Source organism: Rhizobium terricola (assembly GCF_012927355.1).
GTDB classification, from domain to species: Bacteria; Pseudomonadota; Alphaproteobacteria; order Rhizobiales; family Rhizobiaceae; genus Allorhizobium; species Allorhizobium terricola.
On the sequence record NZ_JABBGK010000001.1, the window covers coordinates 385,632 to 411,484 of the forward strand.

Consider the following 25,853-nt stretch of genomic DNA (forward strand, 5'->3'; position numbering starts at 1 on the left):
CATTTGAATACAATGCATTTACCAATGCAAGAAGCGTGCACGCCGCCGTGTGCAGATTTTCGACCCATCGATACAGCGCGAAAAAGCGGCAATAGCTCAGAAATACGGCATGTCTTCTTGGGGCGAGGCCGTCAGCCGCTGGTTCGGCGCGGCAGGTCTTGACGAATGTTTCCTCGCTGATGGCATCGGGTTCATTCAGGATGCCTAAAATTTAGACTTTCACTGCGATGAAAAAAATCTTCTCGCGCCACGGCTCAGCGGAATTGATCCTCGGTTGCAGGAAAAGTCCTTTGACGCGCGCTTTTGTCGCGACTAACGAGAGGCACCGGGCGGACGGCAGGTGTTCCGACAGCCTTGCTTATTGGGAAAACCGTCATGCTGCTCAATCGCCTTGCGCCCGCGCTTTTCGTCGTCCTGTGGTCAACGGGCTGGGTGGTCGCCAAGTATGCCGACCTCTTCGCCGATCCGCTGACCTTCCTGGTGCTCCGCTACAGCGTCGCGGTCGTGCTCTTCTACCTGGTCTGTCGTTTCAGCGGGGTCAGCTGGCCGAGAAGCCGCGAGGCTGTCATCCATGCGGTGGTGTCCGGGATGTTCCTGCACGGCCTTTACCTCGGCATGGTGTGGTGGGCGATCGGGCAGGGCGTTCCCGCCGCGCTCTCGGGCATCATCGCCGGCCTGCAGCCGCTGATGACCGGCATCGCCGCGGCCTTCCTGATCGGCGAGGCCCTGTCGGGCACGCAGCGGTTCGGCTTGGTGCTCGGCTTTGCCGGCATCGCCATTGCCGTGTTGCCGAACGTGCTTGCCCTCGACGCCGGCGCGATCCCGCTCTACGCGGTGGCGATCAATGTGCTCGCCATGGCCTGCGTCACCATCGGGACGATCTACCAGAAGCGTTTCCTCAAGGAGGGGGACCTGCGGGCTGTCGCGACGCTGCAATATGTCGGCGCGCTGATCGTCACCGTGCCGGCGGCCGTGGCGTTCGAGAACCTGCATGTGGAATGGGTCTTCGGCCTGTTCGCCGCGCTTGCGTGGTCCGTGCTCGGTATCTCGATGGGGGCGATCGCCCTGCTGCTCTACCTGATCCGGCGTGGCGACGTGTCGAAAGCGGCGTCGCTGATCTATCTCGTCCCGCCTCTCGCAGCCCTCGAGGCGGCGCTATTCTTCGGCGAAAAGCTGACGCTGTCGATGATCCTCGGAACTGCCGTGGTTGTGGTTGGTGTCTATCTGACGAACCGGAAGGCTGACCGAACATCACGGTAAGGGGTGTCCGAGCGAAGGCATGATCCTGTCTTTCTCCGCCGACCGCCACGCAGACCGGCCAGCCAGAACTAGTTGCTCTTCGAATTGGCGAAGAGGTTCATTTCGGCCTGGACGTCGAAGCGCTTTCGCGCTTCTTTGATCTGGGGGGCATCGCAGCCTTCCTTGGCAATGACGTCCGAAATCGCCTTGTCGATCCTCCGGTAGCGTTCGACGGCGGCCTTGTCGATCGTCTTCTCGGTCGCGTCCTTGGACATTTGCATCAGTTTTTTCGTGGCGAAAATTCGCACGGTATTCATGTTGGCAAGAAACTTTGCTGCCTTTTGCTCATCCGGTTTCTCGCATCTTGATGCGACGGCGTTCGAGATCATGAACTGGTCGAAGATCTCAAGGATGTCGATCTTCGATTCTGCGGCCGCCGGCGATATCAGTCCGAGAACCACCAGGACAACGACGGGCAATGGCAAGCTTCTCATCGCTGACCTCTTTCGCGGATGAATCGGTGTCTGCACCCATAGGATGCGTTTCAGTGGCTAACACTAACCCGATCGCAGGGGCGAGTCACTTGAAGCCCGTCCCGACCTCCATCCGCAGAAAAAGAAGAAGGCGCGGCCGGGGCCGCGCCTTCTTGCATCGAACTGGACTGTGCGCGGGCCTGAAGGCTCAGGCTTCGCGGCGACGGTTGCTGCGCTGCTGGTTGCCGCCGGGGCGACCCGAAGGCTTGCCGTGGGCGTTGGCCGGACGGCCTGCGCCGCCGTTGCCACCCTTGCGGTGGCCGGGCTTGCCTGCGGGACGACCTTCACCGGCCGGGCGGCCTTCGCCGTCATGCTTCTTGCGGCCGTCGGGACGGCCCTGGGCCTGGCCCTGATGGTTGCGGTTGTTGCCGCCACCGCCACCGCCGCCACGACGCTGCGGGCGGGCCGGGCGTGCGAGATTGGACGGGGCCTCGCCGGAGGCGACCGGGATGTCGATGCCCATCAGGCGTTCGACGTCGCGCAGGAGGCGGCCTTCGTCGGGACCGCAGAACGCGATCGCGATGCCGTCGCGGCCGGCGCGGGCGGTACGACCGATGCGGTGGACATAGGCGTCCGGCACTTCCGGGAGGTCGTAGTTGAAGACGTGGCTGACGGCCGGGATGTCGATGCCGCGGGCGGCGACGTCGGTGGCGATCAGCGTACGGATCTCGCCGTCACGGAAGCCCTTGAGCGCGCGCTCGCGCTGGCCCTGGCTCTTGTTGCCGTGAATGGAGGCGACGGAGAAGCCGGTGATGTCGAGATGCTTCATCAGCTTCTCGGCGCCGTGCTTGGTGCGCAGGAAGACGATCGAGCGGCCGTCCGGATTGTCGGTGAGGATCTTCTTCAGCATTTCCGTCTTGGCGTTCTGGCCGGCGACGAAGTGCACATACTGCTCGACCTTGTCGGCGGCCTTGCCCGGAGGCGAGACTTCCACCTTGACCGGATCGGTCAGGAAGCTTGCAGCGAGATCGGCGATCGCCTTCGGCATGGTGGCCGAGAACAGCAGGGTCTGGCGCTTGGCCGGAACCATCTTCGAGATCTTGCGCAGGTCGTGGATGAAGCCGAGATCGAGCATCTGGTCGGCTTCGTCGAGCACCAGATAGGTGACGGCGCGCAGCGAAATCGCGTTACGGGCGATCAGGTCGAGCAGGCGGCCCGGGGTGGCGACGAGGATGTCGGTGCCCTTTTCGAGCTGCAGCTGCTGCTTGCCGATCGAGGCGCCGCCGACGACCTGGTTGACCCGGAGCGGGGTCTTCTTGATGAAGGCGCGCAGGTTGTCGCCGATCTGGTTCACCAGTTCGCGGGTCGGGGCGAGGATCAGGGTGCGGGTGGTGCGGTTGTCGGGACGCGTCGGGTTGGCGAGCAGCATCTCGATCAGCGGCAGGCCGAAGGCTGCCGTCTTGCCGGTGCCGGTCTGGGCAAGACCGATCAGGTCGCGGCCGGACAGCACAACCGGGATACCCTTCACCTGGATCGGGGTCGGGGTTTCGTAACCGATGGCTGCAACGGTGGCGACAATGTTCTTGGACAGGCCAAGCTCATGAAAGTTGGTCAATTCTAATACCTTTTCGGGGCGCCACGCGGCATTGGGCCAAATCGCGTCCTGCGATCTGCCTGCCTCGTAGCGTCAAGAACCCCGCGTGAATTGGGAACTTGTAAGTTGGAAAAAGCTTTCCAGCGCGTCGGCTGTGATAACAGCCATTTCTTCGTGCGCTTTGTATCCTTCTTCGCGTCATGTTCGATCGCGGGCACGCTCACGCGGCGTCCGGAAGGTGAAAGCTGACCTGCAGATGGGCCTTTCGCGCTGGAAAGTCAAGGAAATGTTTTTGCGTTGCGGCAATTGACGGTGTCGGGCGCCGCATTCGCCTTCCGTTCAGGACGGCTCAGATGCCGAGGTCGCGGCTGTAGAGAAGGGCCGCCTTGTCGTCGAAAAATGATGCGGTGCCGTCCTTCGCCTTGAGCTCGACAAGAAGAAAGCCCGGTCCGGGGGAGGCGAACAGGCTCTTTTCGTGCCAGCGCATCGGACGTGTACGGCTGCCACTGCCCGAGACGAAATAGGCGACCATTTCCGACTGGAGTGCCTCGAGGTCGTGATCGTGACCGCAGAGATACATGGCGACGCCGTAGCGGTCGAGAAGCGGTTTCAGCTTGCGGATCATCTCGTCGTTGTCGCCGTGCTCTCCGCCGGAAAAGACCGGGTGGTGACCGACGACGATCTTCCACCGGGCGGTGCTCGCCGCAAGCTCGGCTTCCAGCCACGTCAGCTGTTCGTCGGGCTTTTCCGAGAAGAGACGTCCGAACCAATCGTCCCGCTTCAGGTGCTGCGTGTCGAGGAAGAAGAAGTCTGCCGCAGAGCCGGGCAGCGCCTTGCTGATCTTGTAGTAGCGCGCCGGCATGGTCCAACGCTTGTTCTTGCGGGTATAGGCGAGCTGGGCGTCGGTATTGCCGCTGTAGTCGTGATTGCCGAGCACCACATACCACGGAACCTGCAGGGCGGGGGCGGTGTAGATGTCCTCGAAGGCCTTTTGCCAGAGAGGATCCGTCACACTCGATACGCCCCTTTCGTAGAAGTTGTCTCCGGTCGAGACAACGAAGGAGACGGCATGCTTCTCGCCGATCTTTCCCATGGCGGTGGCGACATCCGAAGCGGTCTCACGGGATCCGGCATCCCCCCAGTCGCCGATGACGAGAAAGGAAAGCGGTGCCGACCCAGCGGCACTCGCCGGGGCCGCCACGCCGAGTGCCAGTGAAGCCAGGATGCCCTCCAGGAAATCGCGGCGGGTGTGATGCATGATCTGTCGTCCTTCCCGGATGCGCGGTCCTTTCCGCATCCTGTCCTTCGTTCCGGCATGGGCCGGGCTAAAATGTAACTGTAAACCTCAAACCGTCGCCATCGCGATTCTCGATGGCCACCCGAAGGTCGTAGACGGAGGCGATGTCCCTGACGATCGACAGGCCGAGCCCGGTGCCGGGCTTCTGGCTGTCGAGGCGGATGCCGCGCTCCATGATCTGTTCGATGCCGTCCGGATCGGCGCCCGGGCCATCGTCCTCGATGACCAGCACGGGCCGTTCGCCGTGACGGCGAAGCACGATGCCGATCGCCGAATGGCTCCACTTTACGGCATTGTCGATGACGTTTCCGAGCAGTTCCTCGAGGTCGTTGGGATCGACGCCGACGATAACGCCCGGCGGCACCTCCACCGTCCAGGCGAGCTCCTCGCCGCGCGGGGTCCGCTTCAGCGTCCGCACGATCCGGTCGACCGCCGTCGCGACGTCTGCATCGGAGCCGCGCAGTTCCGCTGTTGCGGCGATCCGGCTGCGGGTCAGTTCTCGCTCGACATGAGCCTGCATGACGGAAGCAAGGTGGGTGAGTTCGTCGGCAATGTCGGTCTGGCCGCGCTCGCGCAGGGTCTCCGCGTCGTTTGCCACCACGGTCAGGGGCGTCTTCAGGCCGTGGGCGAGGTCGGCGGAGCGGGCGCGCGCCTTGGCGATGATCTCGGACTGGGCGTCGAGCAGCTTGTTCACCGCGTCGACCACGCCCTGCATCTCCCGCGGATAACGGCCGGTCATGCGCTCGGCCTTGCGCTCGCGGATACGGTTCAGGCCTTCGCTGAGCGAGGAGATTGGCTTCAGCCCGAAGGTCAGCTGGGCGAGCGAGGCGGCAATCAGGAACACCGCGAGCGCGGCCATGTAGGGAATGACGTCGAGGGTGAAGGCGCGCTGGGCCTCGGTCACGACGCTTTCGTCGATCGCGACGGCAACCCTGACCGGGCGCGCGCCTCCAGGAGACGCGAAGATGAACTTGCGCTCCTGGACGATCAGTGGTGCGCCTTCCGGGCCGGGCAGGCGGTACCGGTGGACTATGCCCTGTTCCTGCGCATCGTCGGGCAGGGGAAGAACATAATCCCAGAGCGAGGGCGAGCGTAGCTGCCGACGCTTAACGTCGTCCTCAACCTGCCAGTAGAGGCCGCCATAAGGCTGCTCGAAGCGCCGGTCCGTGGGGCCGGCAGGCTTTTCCAGCGTACCATCCGCCGCAAACTGCAGGGTGCCGGCGAAGAGGTTGATGTGGGCGGCCAGTTCCTCGTCGATGCGGCGTTCGAGGCTGCGGGTGAACAGCGAGACGAAGACGAAGGCGGCGAGCGTCATCGCGAGCAACACGCTTGCAGCGGAAACGATCAGGAAGCGGTCGCGGATCGAGTGTCTCAAGCCTCGTCTCCGCCGATCCGGTAGCCATAGCCGCGGCGGGTCGAGATCGTGTCCTTGCCGAGCTTCTTGCGCAGGCGTCCGATCAGGACCTCGACCGAATTGCTGTCGCGCTCGAAGTCCTGGGCGTAGAGCTGTTCGGTCAGTTCCATCTGCGAGACGTTGCGGTCGCGGTTGTGGGCGAGGTGGGCGAGGCAGCGGTATTCGAGCGGGGTGAGGTCGACCGGACGGCCGGCACGGCTGACTGTGCGGTTGCGCGTGTCGATGCTGATCTCACCTAGCTCCAGGACGGGACTGGCCTGGCCGACGCTGCGGCGGATGATGGCCCTGAGGCGGGCGAGAAGTTCGGCCATCTGGAAGGGTTTCGTCAGGTAGTCGTCGGCGCCGGCGTCGATGCCCTCGACCCGTTCCTGCCAGTTGCCGCGGGCGGTGAGGATCAGGACCGGCATCTGGCGGCCGGCGGCACGCCAGCGTTTCAGGACCGTCAGGCCGTCCATGCCGGGCAGGCCGAGGTCGAGCACGACCGCGGCAAAATCCTCTTCGTCTCCGGTAAACCAACCTGCTTCGCCGTCGCTCTCGTGCACGACGACAAAGCCGGCACGTTCGAGGTGCAGGGTCACGTCACGCGCGATCAGCGGGTCGTCCTCGATCAGCAGCAGCCGCATTATTCGTTCTCGATCTCCAGGATTTCGCCGGTGGCAGCCTGGACCTCCACCTCAAGCACGTGGCCGTCGCCGCGCAAGACGCGGAATTCGTAGATCAGCTGCTTCTTCTCGCGGTCCAGCTTCACGGACACGATTTCTCCGGTGAAGCGCTTGAGGACGATGCGCCGCAACTCCGCGAGTGGTTTCGCCTCGCCCCGGTCGACGGCCGCCCGTATGGCCTCGTGGGTGTCTTCGTCGTTGTCGTCGGCGCGTGCCGCTGCGGGCTGGGCGAGCGACAGGGCGAGAATTGCCGGCAAGATGCTTGCCTGCATGATCCGTCGATACCCCTTTGCCGCCCCGAAAGTCATCCACGTTCATTAGCATGGCGAAGCTGAAATTTCGCTGACATTCCTCGTCAGTTATCTCTCAGCCCGGGGCGGCTAGCTTCTGCGTCAACAGTCGACGGCAATCCTGCTGCGACCGCAACGACGAAGGAAACGTCTCATGAAGAAGCTCATTCTCGCCTCCCTCCTGGCAACCGTCGCATTCGGCGCGGCAGCACGCGCAGAGAGCGAACAGTCCTGCGGTGACGTGCCGAAGGACAAGTGGATGACCGAAGAGGCCATGAAGGCCAAGGCCGCCGGCATGGGTTTCGACGTCCGCCAGGTGAAGGTCGAGGGCGGCTGCTACGAAGTCTACGGTATCAAGGACGGCAAGAAGGTCGAAGCCATCTTCAATCCGGAAACCGGTGAGCAGGTCGGCGCCGAAGGGGACGAATGATGGCTGATGCCTCGCAGGAACTGCAAGGCGCCCATTCCGCCCGCGTTGCGCGGGCGGAATGGATCAGGGTCTGGGATCCGTTCGTCAGGCTGTTTCACTGGTCGCTGGTGGGGCTCTTTGCCTTTTCCTATGCCACCGGTGACGAGTGGAAGTCGGCGCATGTCGTCTCGGGCTATCTGATCGGCGGCCTGATCGCCATGCGGGTGCTGTGGGGGCTTTTCGGCTCCGAGCACGCCCGTTTCGTCAACTTCATCTATCGTCCGGCAACCGTCCTGTCGTTCCTGGCAGACACCGCGCGGATGCGTGCCAAGCGCTATATCGGCCATAATCCGGCCGGCGGAGCGATGGTGATCGCCCTTCTCCTGACCGTCGGCGGCATTGCCACGACCGGCTACATGATGACGACCGATGCCTATTGGGGCATCGAATGGGTCGAGGACACCCACAAGATCCTGGTGAATGTGGCGCTGGGCCTGATCGCCCTGCATGTCGCGGGCGTAGTGCTGGCCAGCGTCGAGCACGGCGAGAACCTCGTGCGTGCCATGGTGACCGGCCGCAAGCGCAGCCAGTGAGCGCTGGTTTTCGGCCGGGGAGAGTAGCTTCCGTGTGAACACGGCCGAGAAAAGGGCCCTGGTCGGCACCCCCGACCGGGGCTTTTCGCGTCAGGCGTGGCGCAGGCCCGTCGTCAGGTTCAGCGCGACCCGGTCGCCCTCCTTCACGCCCTCCCTCAGCCTGACCGCCGACTTGAGCGGGAGCATGTAGGTCGCCCGCCCGCTGTCGGAGAAGAGCGATGTCTTCCATTCGGTTCCGCCGAGCCGTGCCCATACGGTGATGGCACCGAGTGCATTGGCCCGGTCTGCCCAGAAGAAGCGGATCTCGGCAGCTGCGTCGGACGGCAGAAAGATCGCGTGCCAGCCGCCCGGTCCGTCGAACCGGACGATCTCGGCGGTCAACTGAATCTTATGATCCGACATCGGTCTCTCACGCCTCTCCCCGTTGCGCCCCACAGGCCAGGACGAAGGCGCCGCCGGCGAGGACCGCACCGTTGATGGCGATTTCCAGTCGATGTTCGCCGGGGTAATAGGTTCGCGTCGTGATCGGGCGCAGAGCATGGCGCTTGCCGAAGACCTTTCGTTCGCCGGCCTCGAGCGCCAGGCTGGTCCCCTTGAACACCTTTGGCGACAGGGTGCCGTCCTTGCGGCGGTGATGAATGGCATAGTCGAGCATCACCGTTTCACGCGCCGTGCCCTTGTTTTCAAGCGCGACCTCGAATTCCAGCGTGCCGGGGAAGGGGATGGTCGTTTGCGTGATTGCCAGGATCGCCGTAACGGTTTCGAGCCGCGCGAAGCCGAAATTGGCAAGCGCCTTCGGATGGCCCTTCTTGATCAGCGTGCGCGAGGCATGCTTCAGCAGCCATCGCCGGTTCGCCGAAGCATCGCCGATGTGGCGTTCGACGAAATCGGCGACGAGATCGGGGTGATCCTTGGCGATGTCGTTCAGGCTGTTGGCGACCGAGCGACGGACATAGTCCTCGCCGTCGTCGATCAGGGCCTCGATGATCGGCAGGATCGGCGCGGGATCGCGGACGAGCGACGGAAGCCGCATCGCCCAGGGCAGGCGTGGGCGGGTGCCTTCGCTGGCGAGGCGACGGACATGCGGATCGGGGCTTTTCGTCCAGCCGGAGATCACGGCGAGCGCGCGTGCCTGTTCGCCATGGATGAAGGGCCGAATGCCGAATTCGGCGGTGAAATGCGGCGTCAGCCGCTTCAGGAGGTCGAGCGCCAGGTCGAGGTGGCCGAGGCCGTTTGCCGCGATGTACTGGTTGAACGACAGCAAGGCCCAGCCGCGCAGACCGTTGCCGGTTCCGTCCGGCAGGCAGGCGGCGAGGATCGGCTGCGCCTGCGAGAAGTCTTCCGGCAGGTGGAGGCGAAGCCCGTCGGCAATCAGCTGCCCGCGCTGCATGAGTTCGAGCGCGTCGATGCGGGGCAGGACGTGATCGAGAAAGGCCGTGGCCGAAAAGGCCGGCCAGGCCCGCGCCATGGCCTCCGCCGTGTCGCGGGCGGTCGCCTCATTGATCAGATGCTTGAGCTGTTCGGCCATCGTCGTTTCAGATCGCTTTCGTCGTCTCGAAATGTCCCACTACCGATACCGAGGCAATCTGCTGCATGTAAGGGGCAAAGGCCGGATCGGTGCGGACTTTCTCTGCGGCCGCCATGGCGGCCTGGTGGGTCTGCCACTCGACGATGTCGGCAATGGTGCCCGGCAGGTCGAGGGCGGTGAGCGCCTGCCAGGAGATGAAGCCCGGATAGCGGCGCACGGCCTGCATCGCCGCGGTTCGCGCGGCTTCGGCGGCGGGATCGTCCTTTACCGTGCAGATGACGACTTCGAGAATGGTGGAAGGGGTCATGGGATGGTCTCCTGTCTGATGAACGGGCTTGACCTATCACAGGGCTACTGACAGCCTTGTGGCCACTATAAATCTCGGGAGCATGCCATGCGGCCGGCCGACCGTCTGTTCAGGATCATCCAGGTGATGCGCGCCACGGGGCGGGCGATGACTGCGGCCGAGATTGCGGCGCTGATGGAGGTCGCGCCGCGCACGATCTACCGCGACATGGAGCATCTGATCGCGTCCGGGGCGCCGATCGAGGGCGAACGCGGCGTCGGCTACATGCTGCGCGAGGCCTTGGACGCGCCGCCGCTGACGTTCACCTTCGAGCAGCTGGAGGCGCTCGCCTTCGGGCTCAGGGCCGTCGAGATGCTGGGGGATCCGACGCTCGGCCAGGCGGCACGCGAAGCGCGCGACAAGATGCTTGCCATCCTGCCGCCCGGCCATGGCCGCCGGCTCGTCGACGCACCGATCCACGCCTTCCGCTCTGCAGCACAACCGGTGCCGCCGGAGTGCCTCGGCGACATCCGTACCGCGCTGTCGGCACGGCGAAAGGTTTGGATCGCCTATCATTCCCTCAAGGACGAACGCAGCCGCCGCGTCGTCTGGCCGCTTGGCCTCAGTGCCTTCGGGGCGCTCTGGGTGATGACGGCCTGGTGCGAAATGCGCGACGGCTTTCGCGACTTCCGCCTCGACCGGGTCGAGGACTGGAAGGTGCTCGCCGACCGGTTCGAGCCGGACGAGCAGCAGACCTATCAGGCTTATATCGCCGGCCTTCGAAGCTGACGGATCAGAAATCCGTCGCTACGCCGCCTTCCGCCTTGCGCCGGGCGACGAAGGCGTCGAGCTCTTCTTCGACCGCGGGATCGATCGCCGGGCGCTCGTAGCGCGCCAGCGTTTCCTTGAAGATGCGGTTGGCGTGGTCGTAGGTGGTCGGGCGACCGGCCTCGGTCCAGGTCTCGAAGTTGCGCCAGTCCGACAGGATCGGGTTGTAGAAGGCGTTTTCGTAGCGGGCGAGCGTGTGGGCCGTGCCGAAATAGTGACCGCCCGGGCCGACGTCGCGCACGGCGTCGAGCGCCAGCGCATCGGGGCTGACGTCGAGCGGCTTCAGGAACTCGGCGACCATCTGCAGCATGTCGACGTCGAGGATGAACTTTTCGAAGGAGGCGGTGAGGCCGCCCTCGCTCCAGCCGGCGGCGTGCATGATGAAATTGCCGCCGCCTTGCGTCAGCGCCCAGAGCGACATGGCGGATTCATAGGCCGCCTGTGCGTCGATCGTGTTGGAGGCGTTGGTGTTCGAGGTGCGGTAGGGGATGCCGTAGCGGCGGGCGAGCTGGCCGCCGGCGATCACCGCCTTCATGTATTCCGGCGTCCCGAAGGCGGGCGCACCGGTCTTCATGTCGACGTTGGAGGTGAAGCCGCCATACATCACCGGCGCGCCCTTGCGCACCATCTGGGTGAAGGCGATGCCGCACAGCGCCTCGGCATTCTGCTGGACGAGAGCGCCGGCAATGGTCACCGGCGCCATGGCACCGGCCAGGGTGAAGGGTGTCATCACCACGACCTGGTTGCGCGACGACATCTCGATGATCCCCTGCAGCATCGGTCCGTCGAGCCGGAGCGGCGAAGAGGAATTGATGACGGTGAACAGCGACGGCTCGGCGTCCAGCTGGTCATGCGAGATGCCGCGGCCGATGCGAGCGATCTCGAGCGCGTCGAGATTGCGCTGGCGGCCGAGCGAATAGCAATGGAAGACCTTGTCGGTCAGCTTGACCATGTCGGAGAGGCAGTCGAGGTGGCGAACCGAGGCATGGATGTCGATCGGCTCGACCGGATAGCCGCCGGTGAGATGAATGACGTCGTAGGACTGGGCGAGCTTCACGAGCTTGCGGTAGTCCTCCTGGTTGCCGGCCCGGCGGCCGCCCTCGCGGTCGGCGACGAAGGGGGCGCTCGCCACCTGGGCGAAGACCAGGTTCTTGCCGCCGATCCGGACGTTGCGGGCCGGGTTTCGGGCATGCATGGTGAACTCGCCGGGCGCCGAGGCGATCATCTCCTCGATCAGCCCGCGGTCGAAGCGCACGCGCTCGGTGCCTTCCGTCACGTCGGCGCCGGCCGCCCGCATGCGCTCGCGTGCCTCCGGCAGCATGACGTCCATGCCGATTTCTTCCAGAACCGTCAGCGACGTCTGGTGGATGTCTTCGAGCGCTTCCGGATCGAGCAGCTCGGTGCGGGCCAGGCGATTGACCAGGTTCAGGTATTTTGATCCATCGGAGGAACGGACACGCTCGGCGCCACGTCCGCCGCTGCGGCGTCTGCGTTCCGCAGGCGCGCCGGTGCTGTCAGTCTCGGGCAAGGCAGAAGACGTAATGTCGCTCATGGTCGATCCATTGTTTCAACTTCGACATCGAATTCTACGCAGGTTTCCGGTGTCGGTGTCCTAGCCAATTGCGACGAAAGCCCGGCTCAACTGGAACATCGGCAGATCCGGTGGCGCGATATGGGGCGCGATTCGCCGGAAGCGCGGACGACCGGGACACCGCCGGTCCGATGCAATTTGAAGCGGCTGCGGGACCCGCGGTTACCTTGCGTTTACCATTCGAGAGCATTTTCGGGGGTGGAATATATTTTATTGGATACGGGTGGGAATTTGCTCAACTTAGCCTGCGAGAAGATCGCTGATCTGGAGGTGCCCGCCTTCATCAAGGACAGCGAGCTGCGGTACATCGCCGTCAACGACGCCTATGCGCGCTTCTTCCGGCAGGAGCGGCAGGCGTTTTCCGGCAAGACCGACCGCGAGCTTTCCGGCAGGTTCGACAGCGACATGCGCGACGATCGCGAGCGCCAGGTCGTTGTTTTCGGTGACGACCAGACCACGCTTGTCTTTGATCCCTTCGGCACGGACCGCTATCCGCTGCGCGTCGAGCGTTTCTTCGGCGACGACGATTCCATCTATCTGTTCGGCATGTTCGAGGAGGTGCCGCGCCGCGCGTCGGGTGGTCGGAGCCGAGATCCCGGCCGTGCCGCGCAGGCCGCCGTCGAGGCGAGCGAAGGGAAGTCGGACGTAGACGCCGGCGACGAGGGCACCAACGAACTCTTCCGGGCGACGCTCGAGGACCTGCCCGTCGCCACCTATGTCCGCGACGCCTCGCACAGGATGGTGTTCGCCAACAGCGCCTATTCGCAGATCGTCGGCCTTTCGCGCGAGCGGCTGATCGGCAAGGACGAACGCGAGGCCTTCCCGGAACGGGGCGAACAGTATCATGCGGAGAACCGCAGGATCTTCGAAAGCGGTCGCACCGTCGAATCGGAGGACCTGTTTCGCCGCGAGGACGGGAGCAGCATCCCGGTCATCACCCGCGCCAGCCGGATCGCCACGCCGAGCGGCGAACCCTTTCTCGTCGGTTCCGTTACCGACATCTCGACCTTGAAGTCGCGCGAGGCGCAGCTGATCGCGGCCCAGGCCGAGGCAGAGCAACTGCATGCGCATGTCGAGAGCCTGCTCCGCTCGCTTCCGGTCGGTGTTCTCATCCTGGACGAAAACCTCGTGATCGAGGATGCCAACGAAGCCTTCTATGCCATGCTGGAAGCGGACGAGCCGATCGACATGACCGGCTGGCACTATCGCGACTTCCTGGCCTTCATTGTTTCTCGCAGTGGTTCTGCCAATGTCGAGCAGGACGTCGATACGCTTTTCCAGCATCGTTTCGCTTCCCTCGAACATGGTGACAACATCACCACAACGCGGGCCGAGACCCGCTGCGGCAAGGTGCTCGCCATCCGCGGCAAGCGCCTCGCCACCGGCAAGATCCTGATCACCTATTCCGATATCACCGACCTGCACCAGCGCGAGCAGGAGAGCGTGCTTTACCGGGCGGCAATTGAACAGTTGCCGGTGCCCGTGTTCATCCGTGACAACGACCGCCGGCTGATCTTTGCCAATGCGGCCTATGAAGCCTTGCAGGGCGAGGACAGAACCAAGTTCTACGGCATGCGCGAGGACGAAATGTTCCCGCGCTCGGGACCGCAGCTGCGTGAGGACAATCTGAGGCTCCTGGAGGATGGCCAACCGATTGAGCGGGCTCAAGATCTGCTGATGGCGGAGGATGTGACCCGTTCGGTGATCACCCGCATCAACCGCATCGTCACGCCGGACAGCCAGCGCTACATCGTCGGGTCAATCACCGACGTGTCACTGCTGAAGGCGCGCGAGCGCGAGCTGATGGCCGCGCAGGCGCATGCCGAAGAACTCTATGGCGATCTCGAGAGCATGCTGCGCATCATGCCGGTCGGCGTGGTGATCCTGTCCAGCGATCTCCGTATCGAGTTCGCCAACCAGAAATGCCGTGAAATCTGGTGCTGGTCGGACGACCAGCAGATGGAGGGCCTGAGCTTCTACGACTATGCCAAGGTCAACGACCGGCGCGGCTGGGCCTGGCAGGGCATGGAGTTCGAGGCGGGCTATGAAAAGCGCGTCGCCGAATTCCGCTCGCTGAAAGGCACGAGCACGCGCGATTTTGCCTATGAAGACGGCAAGCATGTGTTGTCCACCATCACCCGGCTGCATGACGACAAGATCCTGCTCACCTATTCCGACCTCACCGAGATCCACCAGCGCGAGCGGGAGATCAACGAGGCGCGCGTGCAGCTGGAGCGGCTCGGCCAGTTCATGCAGGACGCCACGCGGGTCATGTCACAGGGGCTCGTCGTCATCGAGGACGGCGTCATCATCCAGTGCAACGATTCCTTTGCCCGCATGCTCGGCGTGCCGCAGCCGATGCTGGCTGCCGGCCAGAGCTGGCATGCCGGCTTCGCCTATTGCGCCAAGCGTGGCGATTTCGGCGACGAGCCGATGGCCGTGCTGCGCGACTGGCAGGAGAAGGTCCGCTCGGGCAAGGGCTTTTCGGCCACCTTCCTCAGCGACGGCAAGACCTGGATCCAGATTGAGGCGACGGCGAGCGGCCGGGGCCACTGGATGGTCGTCTGCACCGACATCACCGACATCAAGAGCCGCGAGGAAGAGCTGAAGGTGCTGCTCGCCCGCAGCGAGGCGGCGGACAAGGCGAAGTCGGAATTCCTCGCCAACATGAGCCACGAGATCCGCACGCCGATGAACGGTGTGCTCGGCATGGCCGAACTTCTCGCCAAGTCTCTCCTCGACACCCGCCAGAAGACCTTCGTCGACATCATCGTCAAGTCGGGCAACGCGCTGCTCACCATCATCAACGACATCCTCGACTTCTCGAAGATCGATGCCGGCCAGCTCAGGCTGCGCAAGGCCGCCTTCGATCCGGTCGAGGCGATCGAGGATGTCGCGACGCTGCTCTCGGCCTCGGCGGCGGAAAAGGATATCGAACTCATCGTCCGTGGCGACGCAACGGTCCGTCACATGGTGTCCGGCGACCCGGGCCGCTTCCGGCAGATCGTCACCAATCTGGTCGGCAATGCGATCAAGTTCACCGAAAAGGGCCATGTGCTGATCGATCTTTCCAGCACGCCGTCCGACGGTTCGGAAGTCATGCTGACCATGCGGATCGAGGATACCGGCATCGGCATTCCGGAAGAAAAGCGTGCTGCGATCTTCGACAAGTTCTCGCAGGTCGACACGTCCTCGACCCGGCGCCACGAGGGAACGGGGCTGGGGCTTGCGATCACTGCCGGTCTCGTCGACCTGTTCGGTGGCTATATCGAGGTTGAGAGCACACTCGGCCAGGGTTCGGTATTCACCGTCCGCCTGCCGTTCACGGTCGTCAACGAGCGCAACAAGCTCCAGCCGCTGCCGATCAACGTCAAGGGGGCCCGGATCCTCGTCATCGACGACAACGACATCAATCGGCGGATCCTGACCGAGCAGCTTGCGCTCTGGGGCTTCGACGGTCTTGCCGTCGAGAGCGGCCATGCGGCCATGGCGATCCTCGAAGAGGCCGACCGGGTTGGACTGTCCGTCGACGCGCTGATCATCGACTACCAGATGCCCGAGATGAACGGCATCGACGTCGCGCGCATGATCCGCGCCGACCGTCGTTTCGAAAAGATCGCCATGGTGTTCCTGACGTCGATGGACATGGTCGGCGACGAGCGCATCTTCCAGCAGCTGAACGTCCAGGCCCACCTGATGAAGCCGGCGCGCGCCAACCTGTTGCGCAGCGCCGTCGTCGAGGTGGTGAGGGCGGCGCGCCTCGGCGTTTCCGCGGTGACGGGAAGCCAGCCGCCGGTCGCCGCGGAGCCGCAGCGCAGTTTCGTCGCGCCAGCCAATGCAAAGGTCGCCGAGCCCAGCCCCGTCGTCCGCCGACCATCTGCGGCGACGGACGGCTGCGACGTGCTGGTGGCAGAGGACAACGAGGTCAACCAGATCGTCTTCCGGCAGATCCTGCAGTCGAGCGACCTGACCTATCGCATCGTCGCCAACGGCCGGGAGGCCGTCGACGCCTGGCGGTCGCTCAATCCGCGACTGATCCTGATGGATGTGTCGATGCCGGTGCTGAACGGCCATCAGGCGGCGCGCACGATCCGCGAGGCGGAACGGTCGGAAGGCGAGGGCTGGCACGTGCCGATCATCGGCGTGACTGCCCATGCACTTGATCTCGACCGCGAACTCTGCCTGGCCGCCGGCATGGACGACTACCTGTCGAAGCCGATCAGCCCGGAACAGCTCGAGGAGAAGATCGCCCGCTGGCTGGGTCGTCCGGTTCGGGACGGATCAGCCTTCGGCGGCACCGGGGCCTGAGGGGCGCAGCCCACACAGCATTTCCCGCTTGCCGGCAAAGCCCTTGCGGCGCTCCACCGCAAAGCCGGTGGCCATCAGGTTGCGGCGGACGAAACCGGCGGCGGCGTAGGTGGCGAAGCTGCCGCCCGGCACCGTGTGGTCAAACACCTGCTGCATCAGCTCCGGCGACCACATGGCGGCATTGCGGGCCGGGGCGAAACCATCCAGATACCAGGCGTCGAATTCCAGCGCCGAACGGCCGAGGCTTTCGAGCGCGTCACCACAGCAGACGGTGAGGCGGGTTTGCGCGTCGAGCTCGACGTCGACGAAGCCGGAAGGTGCTTCCGGCCACCGGGCGGTCAGCACTTGCCGTTCCGCATCGATCTCGCTCCAGCGGGAAAGCGCCCGCGACAGTTCTTCCGCCTTCATCGGATAGAGTTCGAAGGAGACGAAATGCAGCAGGGAGCCCGGTATCCGCGTTTCCTTCCATTGCCGCCACGTCTCGCAGGCATTGAGCCCGGTGCCGAAGCCGAGTTCGCCGATCCGAAACGTTCCGGCTCTCTGCCAGCGCTCCGGCAGCCCGTTACCGGAAAGGAAGACGTGGCCGCATTCCAGCCGCCCATCTGTCTGGCAATAAAAGTGGTCGTCAAAGGCGGTCGAATAGGGCATATCGCCGTCGCGCCAAGTGAGTTCCCGGTTGTCCGGGCTGGCCGGTGATGTCGAATTGGAATTTGCCATGACGAAAGCGGATACTGCCAGCCGGCTTGCCGGTCAATCACGCGTCGAGCTTCTGGTCGTCGGCGGCGGCGTGATGGGGCTGTGGGCGGCGCTGACCGCGGAACGCCTGGGGATAGAAACGCTGCTGATCGACGAGGGCGCGCTTGCCCGGGGAGCGAGCGGCGGGTTGCTCGGGGCGCTGATGCCGCACATGCCGGACAAATGGAATGACAAGAAGCAGCTGCAGTTCGACGCGCTTCTTTCGCTGGAAGACGAGGTCGCCGCTCTCGAGGCCGAGACCGGGCTTTCCGCCGGTTACCGCCGTTCCGGCCGGATCATCCCGCTGCCGAAACCGCATCTTCGCAAGATTGCCGCGCGCCACGAGCTGGAAGCCGAGGTCAACTGGCGGGTCGGGGAGCGCCGTTTCGCCTGGAAGGTGCTCGACGCCACGCCGGCAGGCGAAGGCTGGCCGGTCAGTGAGGTTTGCGGTTCCGGTCTCGTCCACGACACGTTTGCCGCCCGCGTTTCGCCCCGCGGCCTGACGGGCATGCTGGTGAGCCGCTTGCGCACGGCGCGGCATGTACGGATCGCGGAGGGCAAGGGGCTCGCCTCGCTTTCCGGAACGACGGCCCGGCTTGCCGACGGCGAGACCATCTCCTTCGGCCATTGCATCCTCGCCGCCGGCCACGGGGCCTTCCCGCTGCTGCAGTCGCTCGGGGCGCCGCTTGCGCAGCCGCTCGGCCAGCCGGTCAAGGGGCAGGCGGCTCTCCTCAAGGGTGATATCGATCCCGACCTGCCGCTTCTCTATCTCGACGGTCTTTACGTCGTGCCGCATGAGGGCGGCTATGCTGCGATCGGCAGCACCAGCGAGGACCGCTTCGACGCGCCGTTCGCCACCGACGAACAACTTGAGGACCTGATCAGACGGGCAAGGGATCTCGCCCCGGCGCTGCTTTCAGCCGAAGTTGTCGAGCGTTGGGCAGGGCTCAGGCCCAAGGCGATCGACCGCGATCCGATGGTCGGTCCTCATCCCGACAATCCTCGCGTCATCGCGCTCACCGGCGGCTTCAAGGTCAGCTTCGGGATCGCCCATCGCCTCGCCGCGGAGGCCCTGGGCGTGGTTGCAGGCCGTGCCATGGCATTGCCTGCCGGTTTCCACCTCGACAACCATATTGCGGTTGCTGCACGCAGCGCGTGAGGTCTTTCCTCTTCTCCCTTCGTCATATTGTCACGCAAATCACCTAACTGCTTCGCATAACGGCAATTGCTAAAATTGCCTTGCCCCAGAAAGCGAGGTGCGGAATGCGTTATGCCATCTATTTCACGCCCCCGTCCGGGGACGCGCTGACGCTGGCCGCGGCGAGCTGGCTCGGCCGCAGCGTCTATTCCGGCGAGCCGGTGGAACATCCGGCTGTCAGGGGTCTCGGCATTCACGAGATCGCCTTTCACACCGCGCTGCCGCGCCGCTACGGTTTTCATGCGACGCTCAAAGCGCCGTTTCATCTCAATCATGATTGCAGCGAGGCGGCGTTGCTGCGCGAGCTGATGCGCTTTGCCGGCACGCTCGAACCCTTCGAGATCCCGCGCCTGGAAGTCGGGCGCCTCGGCGATTTCTACGGACTGACGCCGGCAACGAGTTGCCCGGCGCTCGACTACCTCGCCGCGGCCGTGGTGCAGGAGTTCGACGGCTACCGCGCGCCACTGACGGAGGCGGAGATCGAGCGCCGCAATCCCGACGGGTTGTCGGCGTCGCAATTCGCCAACCTGCACCGCTGGGGCCATCCCTATGTGATGGACGAGTTCCGCTTTCACATGACGCTGACGGGGCCTCTGCTGGCCCGCGATTTCGGTCGTGTGGAGGCCGCGCTCGGTGCCCATTTCGCGCCGCTGCTCGAAGAACCTGTCGAGGTCGCCAACCTGGCGCTGTTCGTCGAGCGCGAACCCGGGGCTCCGTTCCAGGTCCATTCGCTGCATCCAATGGGACGCGTCGCCGCCCGCAAGATCGCCTGAGGCCCGGGCCGACGAAGAGGCAGGGTCGCATCCGGGTTTTCCATCTCGACATCGGACGCCGGCCTGCTTACCGTCGGGCGTCCGATTTCAAGGTGATTTGATGCAGCAGACTTCCTATCCGCGTGACCTCGTCGGCTATGGCCGTACGCCTCCCGATCCGAAATGGCCGGGCGACGCGCATGTCGCCGTGCAGTTCGTCGTCAACTACGAGGAGGGCGGCGAGAGCTGCATTCTCGACGGTGACAAGGCCTCGGAATGCCTGCTCTCCGAGATCGTCGGGGCGCAACCCTGGCCGGGGCAGCGCAATCTCAACATGGAATCGATCTACGAATATGGCTCGCGCGCCGGCTTCTGGCGGCTGTGGCGGATGTTCACCGAGCGCAAGGTGCCGGTCACCGTCTACGGCGTGACGCTTGCCATGGCGCGCAATCCGGAAGCCGTCGCGGCGATGAAGGAGGCGGGCTGGGAGATTGCCAGCCACGGCTATCGGTGGCTCGAATACAAGGATTGCCCGGAAGAAGAGGAAAGAAAGCACATCCTCGAGGCGGTCCGGCTGCACAAGGAGCTGACCGGCTCCCATCCGCTCGGCATGTATCAGGGCAAGCCCTCCGACAACACGCTGCGGCTGGTGATGGAGGAGGGCGGTTTCCTTTACTCGTCAGACTCCTATGCGGATGATCTGCCCTATTGGGTGAAGGGTGTCGACGGCATGCCGTTCCTGATCATTCCCTACACGCTCGAGACCAACGACATGCGGTTTGCCACGCCGCAGGGCTTCAATTCCGGCGACCAGTTCTTCACCTATCTGAAGGACGCCTTCGACGTGCTATATGCCGAAGGCAAGGCCGGCAGCCCGAAGATGATGTCGGTCGGGCTGCATTGCCGCCTTGTCGGCCGTCCGGGCCGGGCCGCGGCACTCGCGCGCTTCATCGACTACGTGACCAGCCACGAGAAGGTGTGGATCCCGAAACGCATCGAGATCGCCGAACACTGGCACAGGCATCACAAGCCGGAGGCGATCTGATGCTGGATCGCAGTGATTTCATCTCGCGGTTCGGCGGCGTCTTCGAACACTCGCCCTTCATCGCCGAGCGTGCCTTCGACGCCGGCCTGGTGGCGGAGCCGTTGACGGCCTCCGGTGTCCATGCGGCGCTCACGGAAAAATTCCGGGCGGCTTCGCCCGCAGAGCGGCTCGGTGTCCTGAGGGCGCATCCCGATCTCGCCGGCAAGTTGGCGATCGCCGGGGAGCTGACCGAGGACAGCCGCAAGGAACAGGCGGGTGCCGGTCTCGACCGGCTTTCGCCCGAGGAGCATCAGCGCTTCACCGCGCTCAATTCCGCCTATACCGAGAAGTTCGGCTTTCCCTTCATCATCGCGGTGAAGGGGCTGACGAAGAACGACATTCTATCCGCTTTCGAGACGCGCATCGGCAATGGCCGCGAGCAGGAGTTCGACACCGCCTGCGCCCAGGTCGAGAAGATCGCCCGGCTTCGCCTCGAAAGCCTGCTACCGGAGACGAACTGACATGCCCGAGATTTCCACCGTGACCCTGCCGGATTTCGCCGCCGGCGCCGTCAACCTCGCTTCCGCCCGGCTGGGCGCGAAAGGCCTTTTCTCGACGGACGAATTCTTTGCGCCGCTGGAGCGCATGCTCAACGATGCGCCCGCCGAATTCGATCCCGACCTCTACGACGACAACGGCAAGTACATGGACGGCTGGGAAAGTCGCCGCAAGCGCGTGCCCGGCCATGACTGGTCGGTGATCCGCCTTGCCATGCCGGGCCGCATCTTCGGCTTCGACGTCGACACCCGCTTCTTCACCGGCAACTATCCGCCGCACTGCTCGATCGAGGCGGCGTCCATCGAGGACGGCGATCCGACGGAGGCGACCGTCTGGACCGAACTCGTCGCCAAGGCGCCGCTCGGTCCGAGCGCCCAGCACTTCTTCGCCAATGCCGACCGTTCGAAGGTCTGGACGCATCTGCGCCTGCACATCTATCCGGACGGCGGCATCGCCCGCCTGCGGGTGTATGGCGCCGCCCATTTCGACTGGTCGAAGATCGGTGCGGATGAAGAGATCGACCTTGCCTATGTCTTCCATGGCGCCAAGGCGCTCGCCTGGTCGGATGCGCATTACGGCCATCCTGACAAGATCCTGTCGCCGGGGCGTGGCATCAACATGGGCGACGGATGGGAAACCAAGCGTCGGCGCGGACCCGGTCACGACTGGGCGATCATCCGCCTCGGCCATGCTGGCCGGATCGACCGCATCCTGATCGACACGCATTTCTTCAAGGGGAATTTCCCGGATACCTGCGAGATCCTCGGCGCCTATCTGCCGGGCGCGGGTGACGTTTTCAGCGAGGCGGAGATCGCGGCTTCGGAGGGGTGGAAGCCTATCCTTTCGCGCCAGAAGATGCAGATGGACGCGGAACATCTCTATGAGGGCGACAAGATCGCCGATATCGGCCCGGTCACCCATGTCAGGCTCGCCATGCATCCGGATGGCGGCGTCATGCGTCTTCGCCTCTATGGCCGCAAGGCCTGAGGGCAAAGAATGGGAGGCGCGCAGCTTACTGCTTGCGCGCTTCTTCAGCCTCGCGAATGGCTTCCTCGTGATACCAGCTGCCGCAGCCGCTTTCCATGATCACGGGGTGCATGCGGGCATCGCGCTCGCGCATTTCTCTCAGCTTCTGAATGTTGCGAACCGGGAACTCTAAGATCTTCGCCGATTCCCGAACCATGTTCGTCGTCATGCTACTGCCTCTCTTTGTTCATCGTGCCAAAGGCGCGATTTACCTTTCGTACCAGAAGTTAAAGTGATTTGCACATGAAAAGTGCACAATGCCTAAAATATGAGCACTAATATTACAGTTTTTTGTCTGCGTGTGATTTCATCATTTGCACAAGCAGGGTGCTCCGCCCGAAAACACGGCATAGGGGCGTCATGTTCCCCCATTGTCAGCGAAATCCGTTAAATAAATTCCCGTCCTTACCGGCGCGCGCACGCTCCGGCTGCGCCAAAATGTCTCGCTCCCGGCAGGCGGTCGCGAAGTTGGCACGCTTCATGCTTCTTTAACGGGGACTCGCCGGCGACCCGGAGATTCACCCCTCTGTTGCGCCCAGGTTGTGGCGCTGGACTGAAGAGAGACAAATATGACCAAGTACAAGCTCGAGTATATCTGGCTCGATGGCTACAAGCCGGTAGCGAACCTGCGTGGCAAGACGCAGATCAAGGAATTCGACAGCTTCCCGACCCTCGAACAGCTCCCGCTCTGGGGTTTCGACGGTTCGTCGACGATGCAGGCCGAAGGCCACTCTTCGGATTGTGTGCTGAAGCCGGTCGCTGTCTACCCTGACCCGGCTCGCACCAATGGCGTTCTCGTCATGTGCGAAGTCATGATGCCGGATGGCGTCACGCCGCATGCATCGAACACCCGCGCTACGATCCTTGACGACGAGGACGCATGGTTCGGTTTCGAGCAGGAATACTTCTTCTACGAAAACGGTCGCCCGCTCGGCTTCCCGGAACAGGGCTTCCCGGCTCCGCAGGGTCCGTACTACACCGGCGTCGGCTACAAGAACGTCGGCGCGGTCGCCCGCGAGATCGTCGAAGAGCACCTCGATCTCTGCCTCGAGGCCGGCATCAACCACGAAGGCATCAACGCCGAAGTGGCCAAGGGTCAGTGGGAATTCCAGGTGTTCGGCAAGGGCTCCAAGAAGGCCGCCGACCAGATCTGGATGGCTCGCTACCTGCTGCTCCGTCTCTGCGAAACCTACGGCATCGACGTCGAATTCCATTGCAAGCCGCTCGGCGACACCGACTGGAACGGCTCGGGCATGCACTGCAACTTCTCGACCAAGTTCATGCGCGAAACCGGTGGCAAGGAATACTTCGAAGCCCTCATGGCCGCCTTCGCGAAGAACTGGAAAGAGCACATCGACGTCTACGGTCCGGATAACCACTTGCGCCTGACCGGCAAGCATGAGACGGCTCCGTGGAACAAGTTCTCCTACGGCGTTGCCGACCGTGGCGCCTCGATCCGCGTTCCGCATTCCTTCGTCAACAATGGCTACCGCGGTTACCTCGAAGACCGTCGTCCGAACTCCCAGGGTGACCCCTATGCGATCGCTTCGCAGGTTCTGAAGACTATCTCGGAAGTGCCCACCGCCGATTACGCGAAGAGCGCCGCCTGATTGCCACGATCTCCCAAGGTCTGAAGACGACGCCGGCGAAAGCCGGCGTCGTTTTCGTTTGGGCTGGGGATGCTGCAGTCCTGGCGCGACTTTCGTTCACAGACGCCTTGTTCTATATTGCTGCCGAGGAGATCGGTGATGCGACCGTCAGAAGTCTTGGACAGGAAGAGGCAAGCCATTCGTGAGGCGACAGCGCGTCACAATGCAGCCAATCCGCGCGTGTTCGGGTCGGTTGCCCGTGGCGAAGACCGCGCCACCAGCGATCTTGATATCCTCGTGGATGCTCTTCCCGGTTCATCCCTCATGACGCTTGGCGGGCTACAATCTGCGCTTGAGGAACTGGCGGAAGGCGTGTCGGTTCATTTGGTGACGTCGAGCGAGATCCCGGAAAGGCACCGGGGTAGAATCCTGGCCGAGGCGCGCCCCATATGAACCGCGAAGAGCGCATTCGCTCATTGCTTGACCGTATCCGCAGTGCATCGCTCGATGCCCATGGATTTGTCACCGAGCTAGAGTTGCAGGATTTTCGGAAGAACCTCCTTGTGCAACGCGGCGTCGGCATGAGCCTGCTCATGGCGAGCGAGTGCGTCGTCCAGCTCGAGGCCTTCTCTCCGGACTTTGTTGCCGAGCATCCCGAGATTCCCTGGGCGATGATCCGGGGTATGCGCAACCGCATGGCACACGGATACTTTGACATTGATCTGAACTATGTCTTTCAGACCGCGAAACATGAAGTGCCTGATCTGGTGCGGATCGTAGAGACGCTCTTGCACATCCATCCCCAGGGAGAATGACCCCGCTTGTCCGACCTGCTTACCGTTAAGCACCTCACGGCGTCCGCCTTCGCGCCCTTCGGCGAGGTGATCGAGGCCGATCCTTCCACCATGCGTCTGATCAACGGCGGCACGACCGAGCGGTTCCACGCGCTCTTTTCTCCCGACGCCGTGGGCGAGGGGGCGCGGGTGATCGTCAACATCTTCCGCGGACAGCCGCGCGCCTTCCCTTACGAGATCGGCATGATGGAACGTCACCCGCTTGGCAGTCAGAGTTTTTCGCCGCTCTCGGGACGTCCCTTTCTCGTCGCGGTGGCTGAGGACGAGGGCGGCAAACCCGCCCGTCCGCAGGTCTTTCTCGCCCGGCCTGACCAGGGCGTGAACTATCGGCGCAATGTCTGGCATCATCCGCTAATGGCAATCGGTGAAGTGTCGGATTTTCTGGTTGTCGATCGCGACGGGCCGGGCAACAATCTCGAAGAACATTTCTTCGCAAGCCCCTACCTTATCCTGGAGCCCCATCTATGACCGGCCTCACCACCCATGTCCTCGACACCGCGCTCGGCAAGCCCGCCGAAGGCATGAAGATCCAGCTGATGCGGATGAGCGGGGAGGAGGCGGAACTGATCGTCACGGTGTTCACGAATGCGGACGGGCGGGTCGACGGCGGGCCGATCCTCAAGGATGCGGATTTCCAGATCGGCCAGTACGAGCTGCTGTTCCACGCCGGCGACTATCTGAAGGAGAAGGGCGCGCCGCTGACCGAGCCGCCGTTCCTCGACGTGATCCCGATCCGTTTCGGCATCGCCGACACCGACGCCCACTATCACGTTCCGCTGCTGCTCTCGCCCTACGGCTACTCGACCTATCGGGGCAGCTGATGGCAGAGATGTTTGCAGCCATCGCCGACGTGCACGGGAACTATCTTGCACTGGAGGCGGTCCTTGCCGACATCCGCGCGCAGGGCATTTCGGAGATCGTCAATCTGGGCGACAGCTTCTCCGGCCCGCTCGATGCCGGCAGGACGGCCGATCTGCTGATCCCGCTCGACGCGGTGACGGTCAAGGGCAATCATGACCGGGCGCTGATTGATCGCCCGCCCGAGGAGATGGGGGACTGGGAGCGACCCTCCTATGCGCAGCTGACCGCCGACCAGCTCGACTGGATCCGCGGCCTGCCGTTCAGCGCTGTCCATCGCGGCGAGGTCTATCTCTGCCACGCCACGCCTCAGGACGACAACACCTACTGGATGGAGACGCTCAACGAGCAGGGCATCTTCCATCTGAAGCCGCTCGAGGAGATCGAGGCGCTGGCCAAGGGCATCGAGCAGCCGCTGATCCTGTGCGGCCACAGCCATATTGCCCGATCCGTGCAGCTTTCCGACGGAAGGCTGATCGTCAATCCGGGCAGCGTCGGCTGCCCGGGCTTCGACTACGACGTGCCCTTCTACCACAAGGCCCAGGCCGGCACGCCGTTTGCGGCCTATGCGACCCTGGAAAAGACGGCGCTCGGCTGGCAGCCGACCTTCCGTCAGGTCCGCTACGACAATCTCGCTATGGCCGAACTCGCCCGCCGGCACGGCATGGCCGACTGGGTGGGCGCGCTTTCGACGGGCTGGATCGGCTGAGAAGAAGAGGCACGGCTGTCCGCGCCTCTTCGGTTGCG

At 63.8% G+C, this 25,853-nt stretch carries 28 protein-coding genes; 16 read left to right on the forward strand and 12 right to left on the reverse strand.

Annotated features, from left to right (window positions below; all coding sequences use genetic code 11):
- Window positions 1–378: 378 nt before the first annotated feature.
- Window positions 379–1,260 carry a DMT family transporter gene (locus tag HHL25_RS01735; protein ID WP_205927760.1) on the forward strand — a complete coding sequence of 294 codons (882 nt, stop codon included), beginning with the start codon at window positions 379–381 and terminating at the stop codon, window positions 1,258–1,260.
- A gap of 68 nt (window positions 1,261–1,328) precedes the next feature.
- Here HHL25_RS01735 and HHL25_RS01740 read toward each other — a convergent pair whose 3' ends face one another.
- The 6 genes from HHL25_RS01740 to HHL25_RS01765 all read right to left on the reverse strand — a co-directional run bounded on the left by HHL25_RS01740 (window position 1,329) and on the right by HHL25_RS01765 (window position 6,951).
- Window positions 1,329–1,520: a hypothetical protein gene (locus tag HHL25_RS01740; protein WP_169586659.1), complete on the reverse strand. Its 192-nt coding sequence runs from the start codon at window positions 1,518–1,520 to the stop codon at window positions 1,329–1,331.
- 400 nt (window positions 1,521–1,920) lie between these two features.
- The gene (locus tag HHL25_RS01745) at window positions 1,921–3,327 is read right to left on the reverse strand and encodes a DEAD/DEAH box helicase (RefSeq protein ID WP_169586661.1); all 1,407 of its coding nucleotides are present in this window, start codon (window positions 3,325–3,327) and stop codon (window positions 1,921–1,923) included.
- A 328-nt stretch (window positions 3,328–3,655) separates the two neighbouring features.
- Window positions 3,656–4,564 (reverse strand): purple acid phosphatase family protein, encoded by a 909-nt coding sequence (locus tag HHL25_RS01750; protein ID WP_169586663.1) that lies wholly within the window; start codon window positions 4,562–4,564, stop codon window positions 3,656–3,658.
- 67 nt (window positions 4,565–4,631) lie between these two features.
- Window positions 4,632–5,978 (reverse strand): sensor histidine kinase, encoded by a 1,347-nt coding sequence (locus HHL25_RS01755; protein WP_169586665.1) that lies wholly within the window; start codon window positions 5,976–5,978, stop codon window positions 4,632–4,634.
- Complete coding sequence (locus HHL25_RS01760; protein ID WP_169586667.1) at window positions 5,975–6,640, reverse strand: response regulator transcription factor; 666 nt, start codon at window positions 6,638–6,640, stop codon at window positions 5,975–5,977. Before HHL25_RS01760 ends, HHL25_RS01755 begins: the two co-directional genes overlap by 4 nt.
- A complete protein-coding gene (locus HHL25_RS01765; protein WP_169586669.1) occupies window positions 6,640–6,951 on the reverse strand; it encodes a PepSY domain-containing protein in 312 nt (103 codons plus the stop codon). Before HHL25_RS01765 ends, HHL25_RS01760 begins: the two co-directional genes overlap by 1 nt.
- Window positions 6,952–7,123: 172 nt before the next feature.
- Here HHL25_RS01765 and HHL25_RS01770 point away from each other — a divergent pair, with 172 nt between their 5' ends.
- Both HHL25_RS01770 and HHL25_RS01775 read left to right on the forward strand, forming a co-directional pair.
- A complete protein-coding gene (locus HHL25_RS01770) occupies window positions 7,124–7,399 on the forward strand; it encodes a PepSY domain-containing protein (protein ID WP_169586671.1) in 276 nt (91 codons plus the stop codon).
- Window positions 7,399–7,971: a cytochrome b/b6 domain-containing protein gene (locus tag HHL25_RS01775; RefSeq protein ID WP_169586672.1), complete on the forward strand. Its 573-nt coding sequence runs from the start codon at window positions 7,399–7,401 to the stop codon at window positions 7,969–7,971. The genes HHL25_RS01770 and HHL25_RS01775 overlap by 1 nt, the downstream gene beginning before the upstream one ends.
- Before the next feature lie 90 nt (window positions 7,972–8,061).
- Here HHL25_RS01775 and HHL25_RS01780 read toward each other — a convergent pair whose 3' ends face one another.
- Genes HHL25_RS01780 through HHL25_RS01790 form a run of 3 tightly spaced genes read right to left on the reverse strand, consistent with a single transcriptional unit; the run spans window position 8,062 to window position 9,806 of the window.
- On the reverse strand, window positions 8,062–8,373 hold the full coding sequence (locus HHL25_RS01780) for a DUF1905 domain-containing protein (protein WP_169586674.1): 312 nt from the start codon (window positions 8,371–8,373) through the stop codon (window positions 8,062–8,064).
- Window positions 8,374–8,380: 7 nt separating this feature from the next.
- Window positions 8,381–9,499 carry a DNA alkylation repair protein gene (locus HHL25_RS01785; RefSeq protein WP_169586676.1) on the reverse strand — a complete coding sequence of 373 codons (1,119 nt, stop codon included), beginning with the start codon at window positions 9,497–9,499 and terminating at the stop codon, window positions 8,381–8,383.
- A 7-nt stretch (window positions 9,500–9,506) separates the two neighbouring features.
- Window positions 9,507–9,806, reverse strand: a complete 300-nt coding sequence (locus HHL25_RS01790; RefSeq protein ID WP_169586678.1) for a hypothetical protein — start codon at window positions 9,804–9,806, stop codon at window positions 9,507–9,509.
- 87 nt (window positions 9,807–9,893) lie between these two features.
- On the opposite strand from HHL25_RS01790, the gene HHL25_RS01795 reads away from it, so the two are divergent.
- Entirely contained in the window at window positions 9,894–10,574 is a 681-nt protein-coding gene (locus HHL25_RS01795) for a helix-turn-helix transcriptional regulator (protein ID WP_169586680.1), read from the forward strand.
- 4 nt (window positions 10,575–10,578) lie between these two features.
- Here HHL25_RS01795 and HHL25_RS01800 read toward each other — a convergent pair whose 3' ends face one another.
- Window positions 10,579–12,165, reverse strand: a complete 1,587-nt coding sequence (locus HHL25_RS01800) for a trimethylamine methyltransferase family protein (protein ID WP_169586682.1) — start codon at window positions 12,163–12,165, stop codon at window positions 10,579–10,581.
- A 270-nt stretch (window positions 12,166–12,435) separates the two neighbouring features.
- Between HHL25_RS01800 and HHL25_RS01805 the strand changes: the two genes are divergently transcribed.
- On the forward strand, window positions 12,436–16,512 hold the full coding sequence (locus HHL25_RS01805; protein ID WP_169586684.1) for a PAS domain-containing protein: 4,077 nt from the start codon (window positions 12,436–12,438) through the stop codon (window positions 16,510–16,512).
- On the opposite strand, the gene mnmD is transcribed toward HHL25_RS01805, so the two are convergent.
- Window positions 16,486–17,229, reverse strand: a complete 744-nt coding sequence (gene mnmD, locus HHL25_RS01810) for a tRNA (5-methylaminomethyl-2-thiouridine)(34)-methyltransferase MnmD (RefSeq protein WP_169586686.1) — start codon at window positions 17,227–17,229, stop codon at window positions 16,486–16,488. The two genes, HHL25_RS01805 and mnmD, sit on opposite strands and share 27 nt — an antisense overlap.
- Between mnmD and HHL25_RS01815 the strand changes: the two genes are divergently transcribed.
- The 5 genes from HHL25_RS01815 (at window position 17,228) to alc (ending at window position 21,766) form a co-directional block, all read left to right on the forward strand.
- Window positions 17,228–18,406 carry an NAD(P)/FAD-dependent oxidoreductase gene (locus HHL25_RS01815; RefSeq protein ID WP_169586688.1) on the forward strand — a complete coding sequence of 393 codons (1,179 nt, stop codon included), beginning with the start codon at window positions 17,228–17,230 and terminating at the stop codon, window positions 18,404–18,406. The genes mnmD and HHL25_RS01815 overlap by 2 nt on opposite strands.
- Before the next feature lie 104 nt (window positions 18,407–18,510).
- The gene (locus tag HHL25_RS01820) at window positions 18,511–19,218 is read left to right on the forward strand and encodes a DUF1045 domain-containing protein (RefSeq protein WP_169586690.1); all 708 of its coding nucleotides are present in this window, start codon (window positions 18,511–18,513) and stop codon (window positions 19,216–19,218) included.
- A 100-nt stretch (window positions 19,219–19,318) separates the two neighbouring features.
- Window positions 19,319–20,242 (forward strand): allantoinase PuuE, encoded by a 924-nt coding sequence (puuE, locus tag HHL25_RS01825; RefSeq protein WP_169586692.1) that lies wholly within the window; start codon window positions 19,319–19,321, stop codon window positions 20,240–20,242.
- Window positions 20,242–20,742 carry a 2-oxo-4-hydroxy-4-carboxy-5-ureidoimidazoline decarboxylase gene (gene uraD / locus HHL25_RS01830; protein WP_169586694.1) on the forward strand — a complete coding sequence of 167 codons (501 nt, stop codon included), beginning with the start codon at window positions 20,242–20,244 and terminating at the stop codon, window positions 20,740–20,742. The genes puuE and uraD overlap by 1 nt, the downstream gene beginning before the upstream one ends.
- 1 nt (window position 20,743) lies before the next feature.
- Window positions 20,744–21,766 carry an allantoicase gene (alc, locus tag HHL25_RS01835; RefSeq protein WP_169586696.1) on the forward strand — a complete coding sequence of 341 codons (1,023 nt, stop codon included), beginning with the start codon at window positions 20,744–20,746 and terminating at the stop codon, window positions 21,764–21,766.
- Between the two features lie 25 nt (window positions 21,767–21,791).
- Here alc and HHL25_RS01840 read toward each other — a convergent pair whose 3' ends face one another.
- Entirely contained in the window at window positions 21,792–21,974 is a 183-nt protein-coding gene (locus HHL25_RS01840; protein WP_169586698.1) for a DUF2735 domain-containing protein, read from the reverse strand.
- Between the two features lie 400 nt (window positions 21,975–22,374).
- Between HHL25_RS01840 and HHL25_RS01845 the strand changes: the two genes are divergently transcribed.
- The 6 genes from HHL25_RS01845 (at window position 22,375) to HHL25_RS01870 (ending at window position 25,815) form a co-directional block, all read left to right on the forward strand.
- On the forward strand, window positions 22,375–23,415 hold the full coding sequence (locus tag HHL25_RS01845) for a glutamine synthetase beta-grasp domain-containing protein (protein ID WP_169586700.1): 1,041 nt from the start codon (window positions 22,375–22,377) through the stop codon (window positions 23,413–23,415).
- A gap of 138 nt (window positions 23,416–23,553) precedes the next feature.
- Entirely contained in the window at window positions 23,554–23,847 is a 294-nt protein-coding gene (locus HHL25_RS01850; RefSeq protein ID WP_169586702.1) for a nucleotidyltransferase family protein, read from the forward strand.
- Entirely contained in the window at window positions 23,844–24,209 is a 366-nt protein-coding gene (locus HHL25_RS01855; protein ID WP_169586704.1) for a HepT-like ribonuclease domain-containing protein, read from the forward strand. The genes HHL25_RS01850 and HHL25_RS01855 overlap by 4 nt, the downstream gene beginning before the upstream one ends.
- A 6-nt stretch (window positions 24,210–24,215) precedes the next feature.
- Window positions 24,216–24,716, forward strand: coding sequence for an ureidoglycolate lyase (locus HHL25_RS01860; RefSeq protein WP_169586706.1), 501 nt, complete (start codon window positions 24,216–24,218; stop codon window positions 24,714–24,716).
- The gene (uraH, locus tag HHL25_RS01865; RefSeq protein WP_169586708.1) at window positions 24,713–25,069 is read left to right on the forward strand and encodes a hydroxyisourate hydrolase; all 357 of its coding nucleotides are present in this window, start codon (window positions 24,713–24,715) and stop codon (window positions 25,067–25,069) included. The genes HHL25_RS01860 and uraH overlap by 4 nt, the downstream gene beginning before the upstream one ends.
- An 8-nt stretch (window positions 25,070–25,077) precedes the next feature.
- Entirely contained in the window at window positions 25,078–25,815 is a 738-nt protein-coding gene (locus HHL25_RS01870; protein ID WP_169589520.1) for a metallophosphoesterase family protein, read from the forward strand.
- Window positions 25,816–25,853: the final 38 nt, after the last annotated feature.

What these genes read in the sequence shown, in the direction of transcription:
- HHL25_RS01740 (WP_169586659.1), bottom strand. Translation starts at nt 1,520, where the DNA reads ATGCAAATGTCCAAGGACGCGACCGAGAAGACGATCGACAAGGCCGCC.
- HHL25_RS01750 (WP_169586663.1), bottom strand. Translation starts at nt 4,564, where the DNA reads ATGCATCACACCCGCCGCGATTTCCTGGAGGGCATCCTGGCTTCACTG.
- HHL25_RS01760 (WP_169586667.1), bottom strand. Translation starts at nt 6,640, where the DNA reads ATGCGGCTGCTGCTGATCGAGGACGACCCGCTGATCGCGCGTGACGTG.
- HHL25_RS01765 (WP_169586669.1), bottom strand. Translation starts at nt 6,951, where the DNA reads ATGCAGGCAAGCATCTTGCCGGCAATTCTCGCCCTGTCGCTCGCCCAG.
- HHL25_RS01770 (WP_169586671.1), top strand. Translation starts at nt 7,124, where the DNA reads ATGAAGAAGCTCATTCTCGCCTCCCTCCTGGCAACCGTCGCATTCGGC.
- HHL25_RS01775 (WP_169586672.1), top strand. Translation starts at nt 7,399, where the DNA reads ATGGCTGATGCCTCGCAGGAACTGCAAGGCGCCCATTCCGCCCGCGTT.
- HHL25_RS01780 (WP_169586674.1), bottom strand. Translation starts at nt 8,373, where the DNA reads ATGTCGGATCATAAGATTCAGTTGACCGCCGAGATCGTCCGGTTCGAC.
- HHL25_RS01785 (WP_169586676.1), bottom strand. Translation starts at nt 9,499, where the DNA reads ATGGCCGAACAGCTCAAGCATCTGATCAATGAGGCGACCGCCCGCGAC.
- HHL25_RS01790 (WP_169586678.1), bottom strand. Translation starts at nt 9,806, where the DNA reads ATGACCCCTTCCACCATTCTCGAAGTCGTCATCTGCACGGTAAAGGAC.
- HHL25_RS01795 (WP_169586680.1), top strand. Translation starts at nt 9,894, where the DNA reads ATGCGGCCGGCCGACCGTCTGTTCAGGATCATCCAGGTGATGCGCGCC.
- HHL25_RS01800 (WP_169586682.1), bottom strand. Translation starts at nt 12,165, where the DNA reads ATGAGCGACATTACGTCTTCTGCCTTGCCCGAGACTGACAGCACCGGC.
- HHL25_RS01815 (WP_169586688.1), top strand. Translation starts at nt 17,228, where the DNA reads ATGACGAAAGCGGATACTGCCAGCCGGCTTGCCGGTCAATCACGCGTC.
- mnmD (WP_169586686.1), bottom strand. Translation starts at nt 17,229, where the DNA reads ATGGCAAATTCCAATTCGACATCACCGGCCAGCCCGGACAACCGGGAA.
- HHL25_RS01820 (WP_169586690.1), top strand. Translation starts at nt 18,511, where the DNA reads ATGCGTTATGCCATCTATTTCACGCCCCCGTCCGGGGACGCGCTGACG.
- puuE (WP_169586692.1), top strand. Translation starts at nt 19,319, where the DNA reads ATGCAGCAGACTTCCTATCCGCGTGACCTCGTCGGCTATGGCCGTACG.
- uraD (WP_169586694.1), top strand. Translation starts at nt 20,242, where the DNA reads ATGCTGGATCGCAGTGATTTCATCTCGCGGTTCGGCGGCGTCTTCGAA.
- alc (WP_169586696.1), top strand. Translation starts at nt 20,744, where the DNA reads ATGCCCGAGATTTCCACCGTGACCCTGCCGGATTTCGCCGCCGGCGCC.
- HHL25_RS01840 (WP_169586698.1), bottom strand. Translation starts at nt 21,974, where the DNA reads ATGACGACGAACATGGTTCGGGAATCGGCGAAGATCTTAGAGTTCCCG.
- HHL25_RS01845 (WP_169586700.1), top strand. Translation starts at nt 22,375, where the DNA reads ATGACCAAGTACAAGCTCGAGTATATCTGGCTCGATGGCTACAAGCCG.
- HHL25_RS01850 (WP_169586702.1), top strand. Translation starts at nt 23,554, where the DNA reads ATGCGACCGTCAGAAGTCTTGGACAGGAAGAGGCAAGCCATTCGTGAG.
- HHL25_RS01855 (WP_169586704.1), top strand. Translation starts at nt 23,844, where the DNA reads ATGAACCGCGAAGAGCGCATTCGCTCATTGCTTGACCGTATCCGCAGT.
- uraH (WP_169586708.1), top strand. Translation starts at nt 24,713, where the DNA reads ATGACCGGCCTCACCACCCATGTCCTCGACACCGCGCTCGGCAAGCCC.
- HHL25_RS01870 (WP_169589520.1), top strand. Translation starts at nt 25,078, where the DNA reads ATGTTTGCAGCCATCGCCGACGTGCACGGGAACTATCTTGCACTGGAG.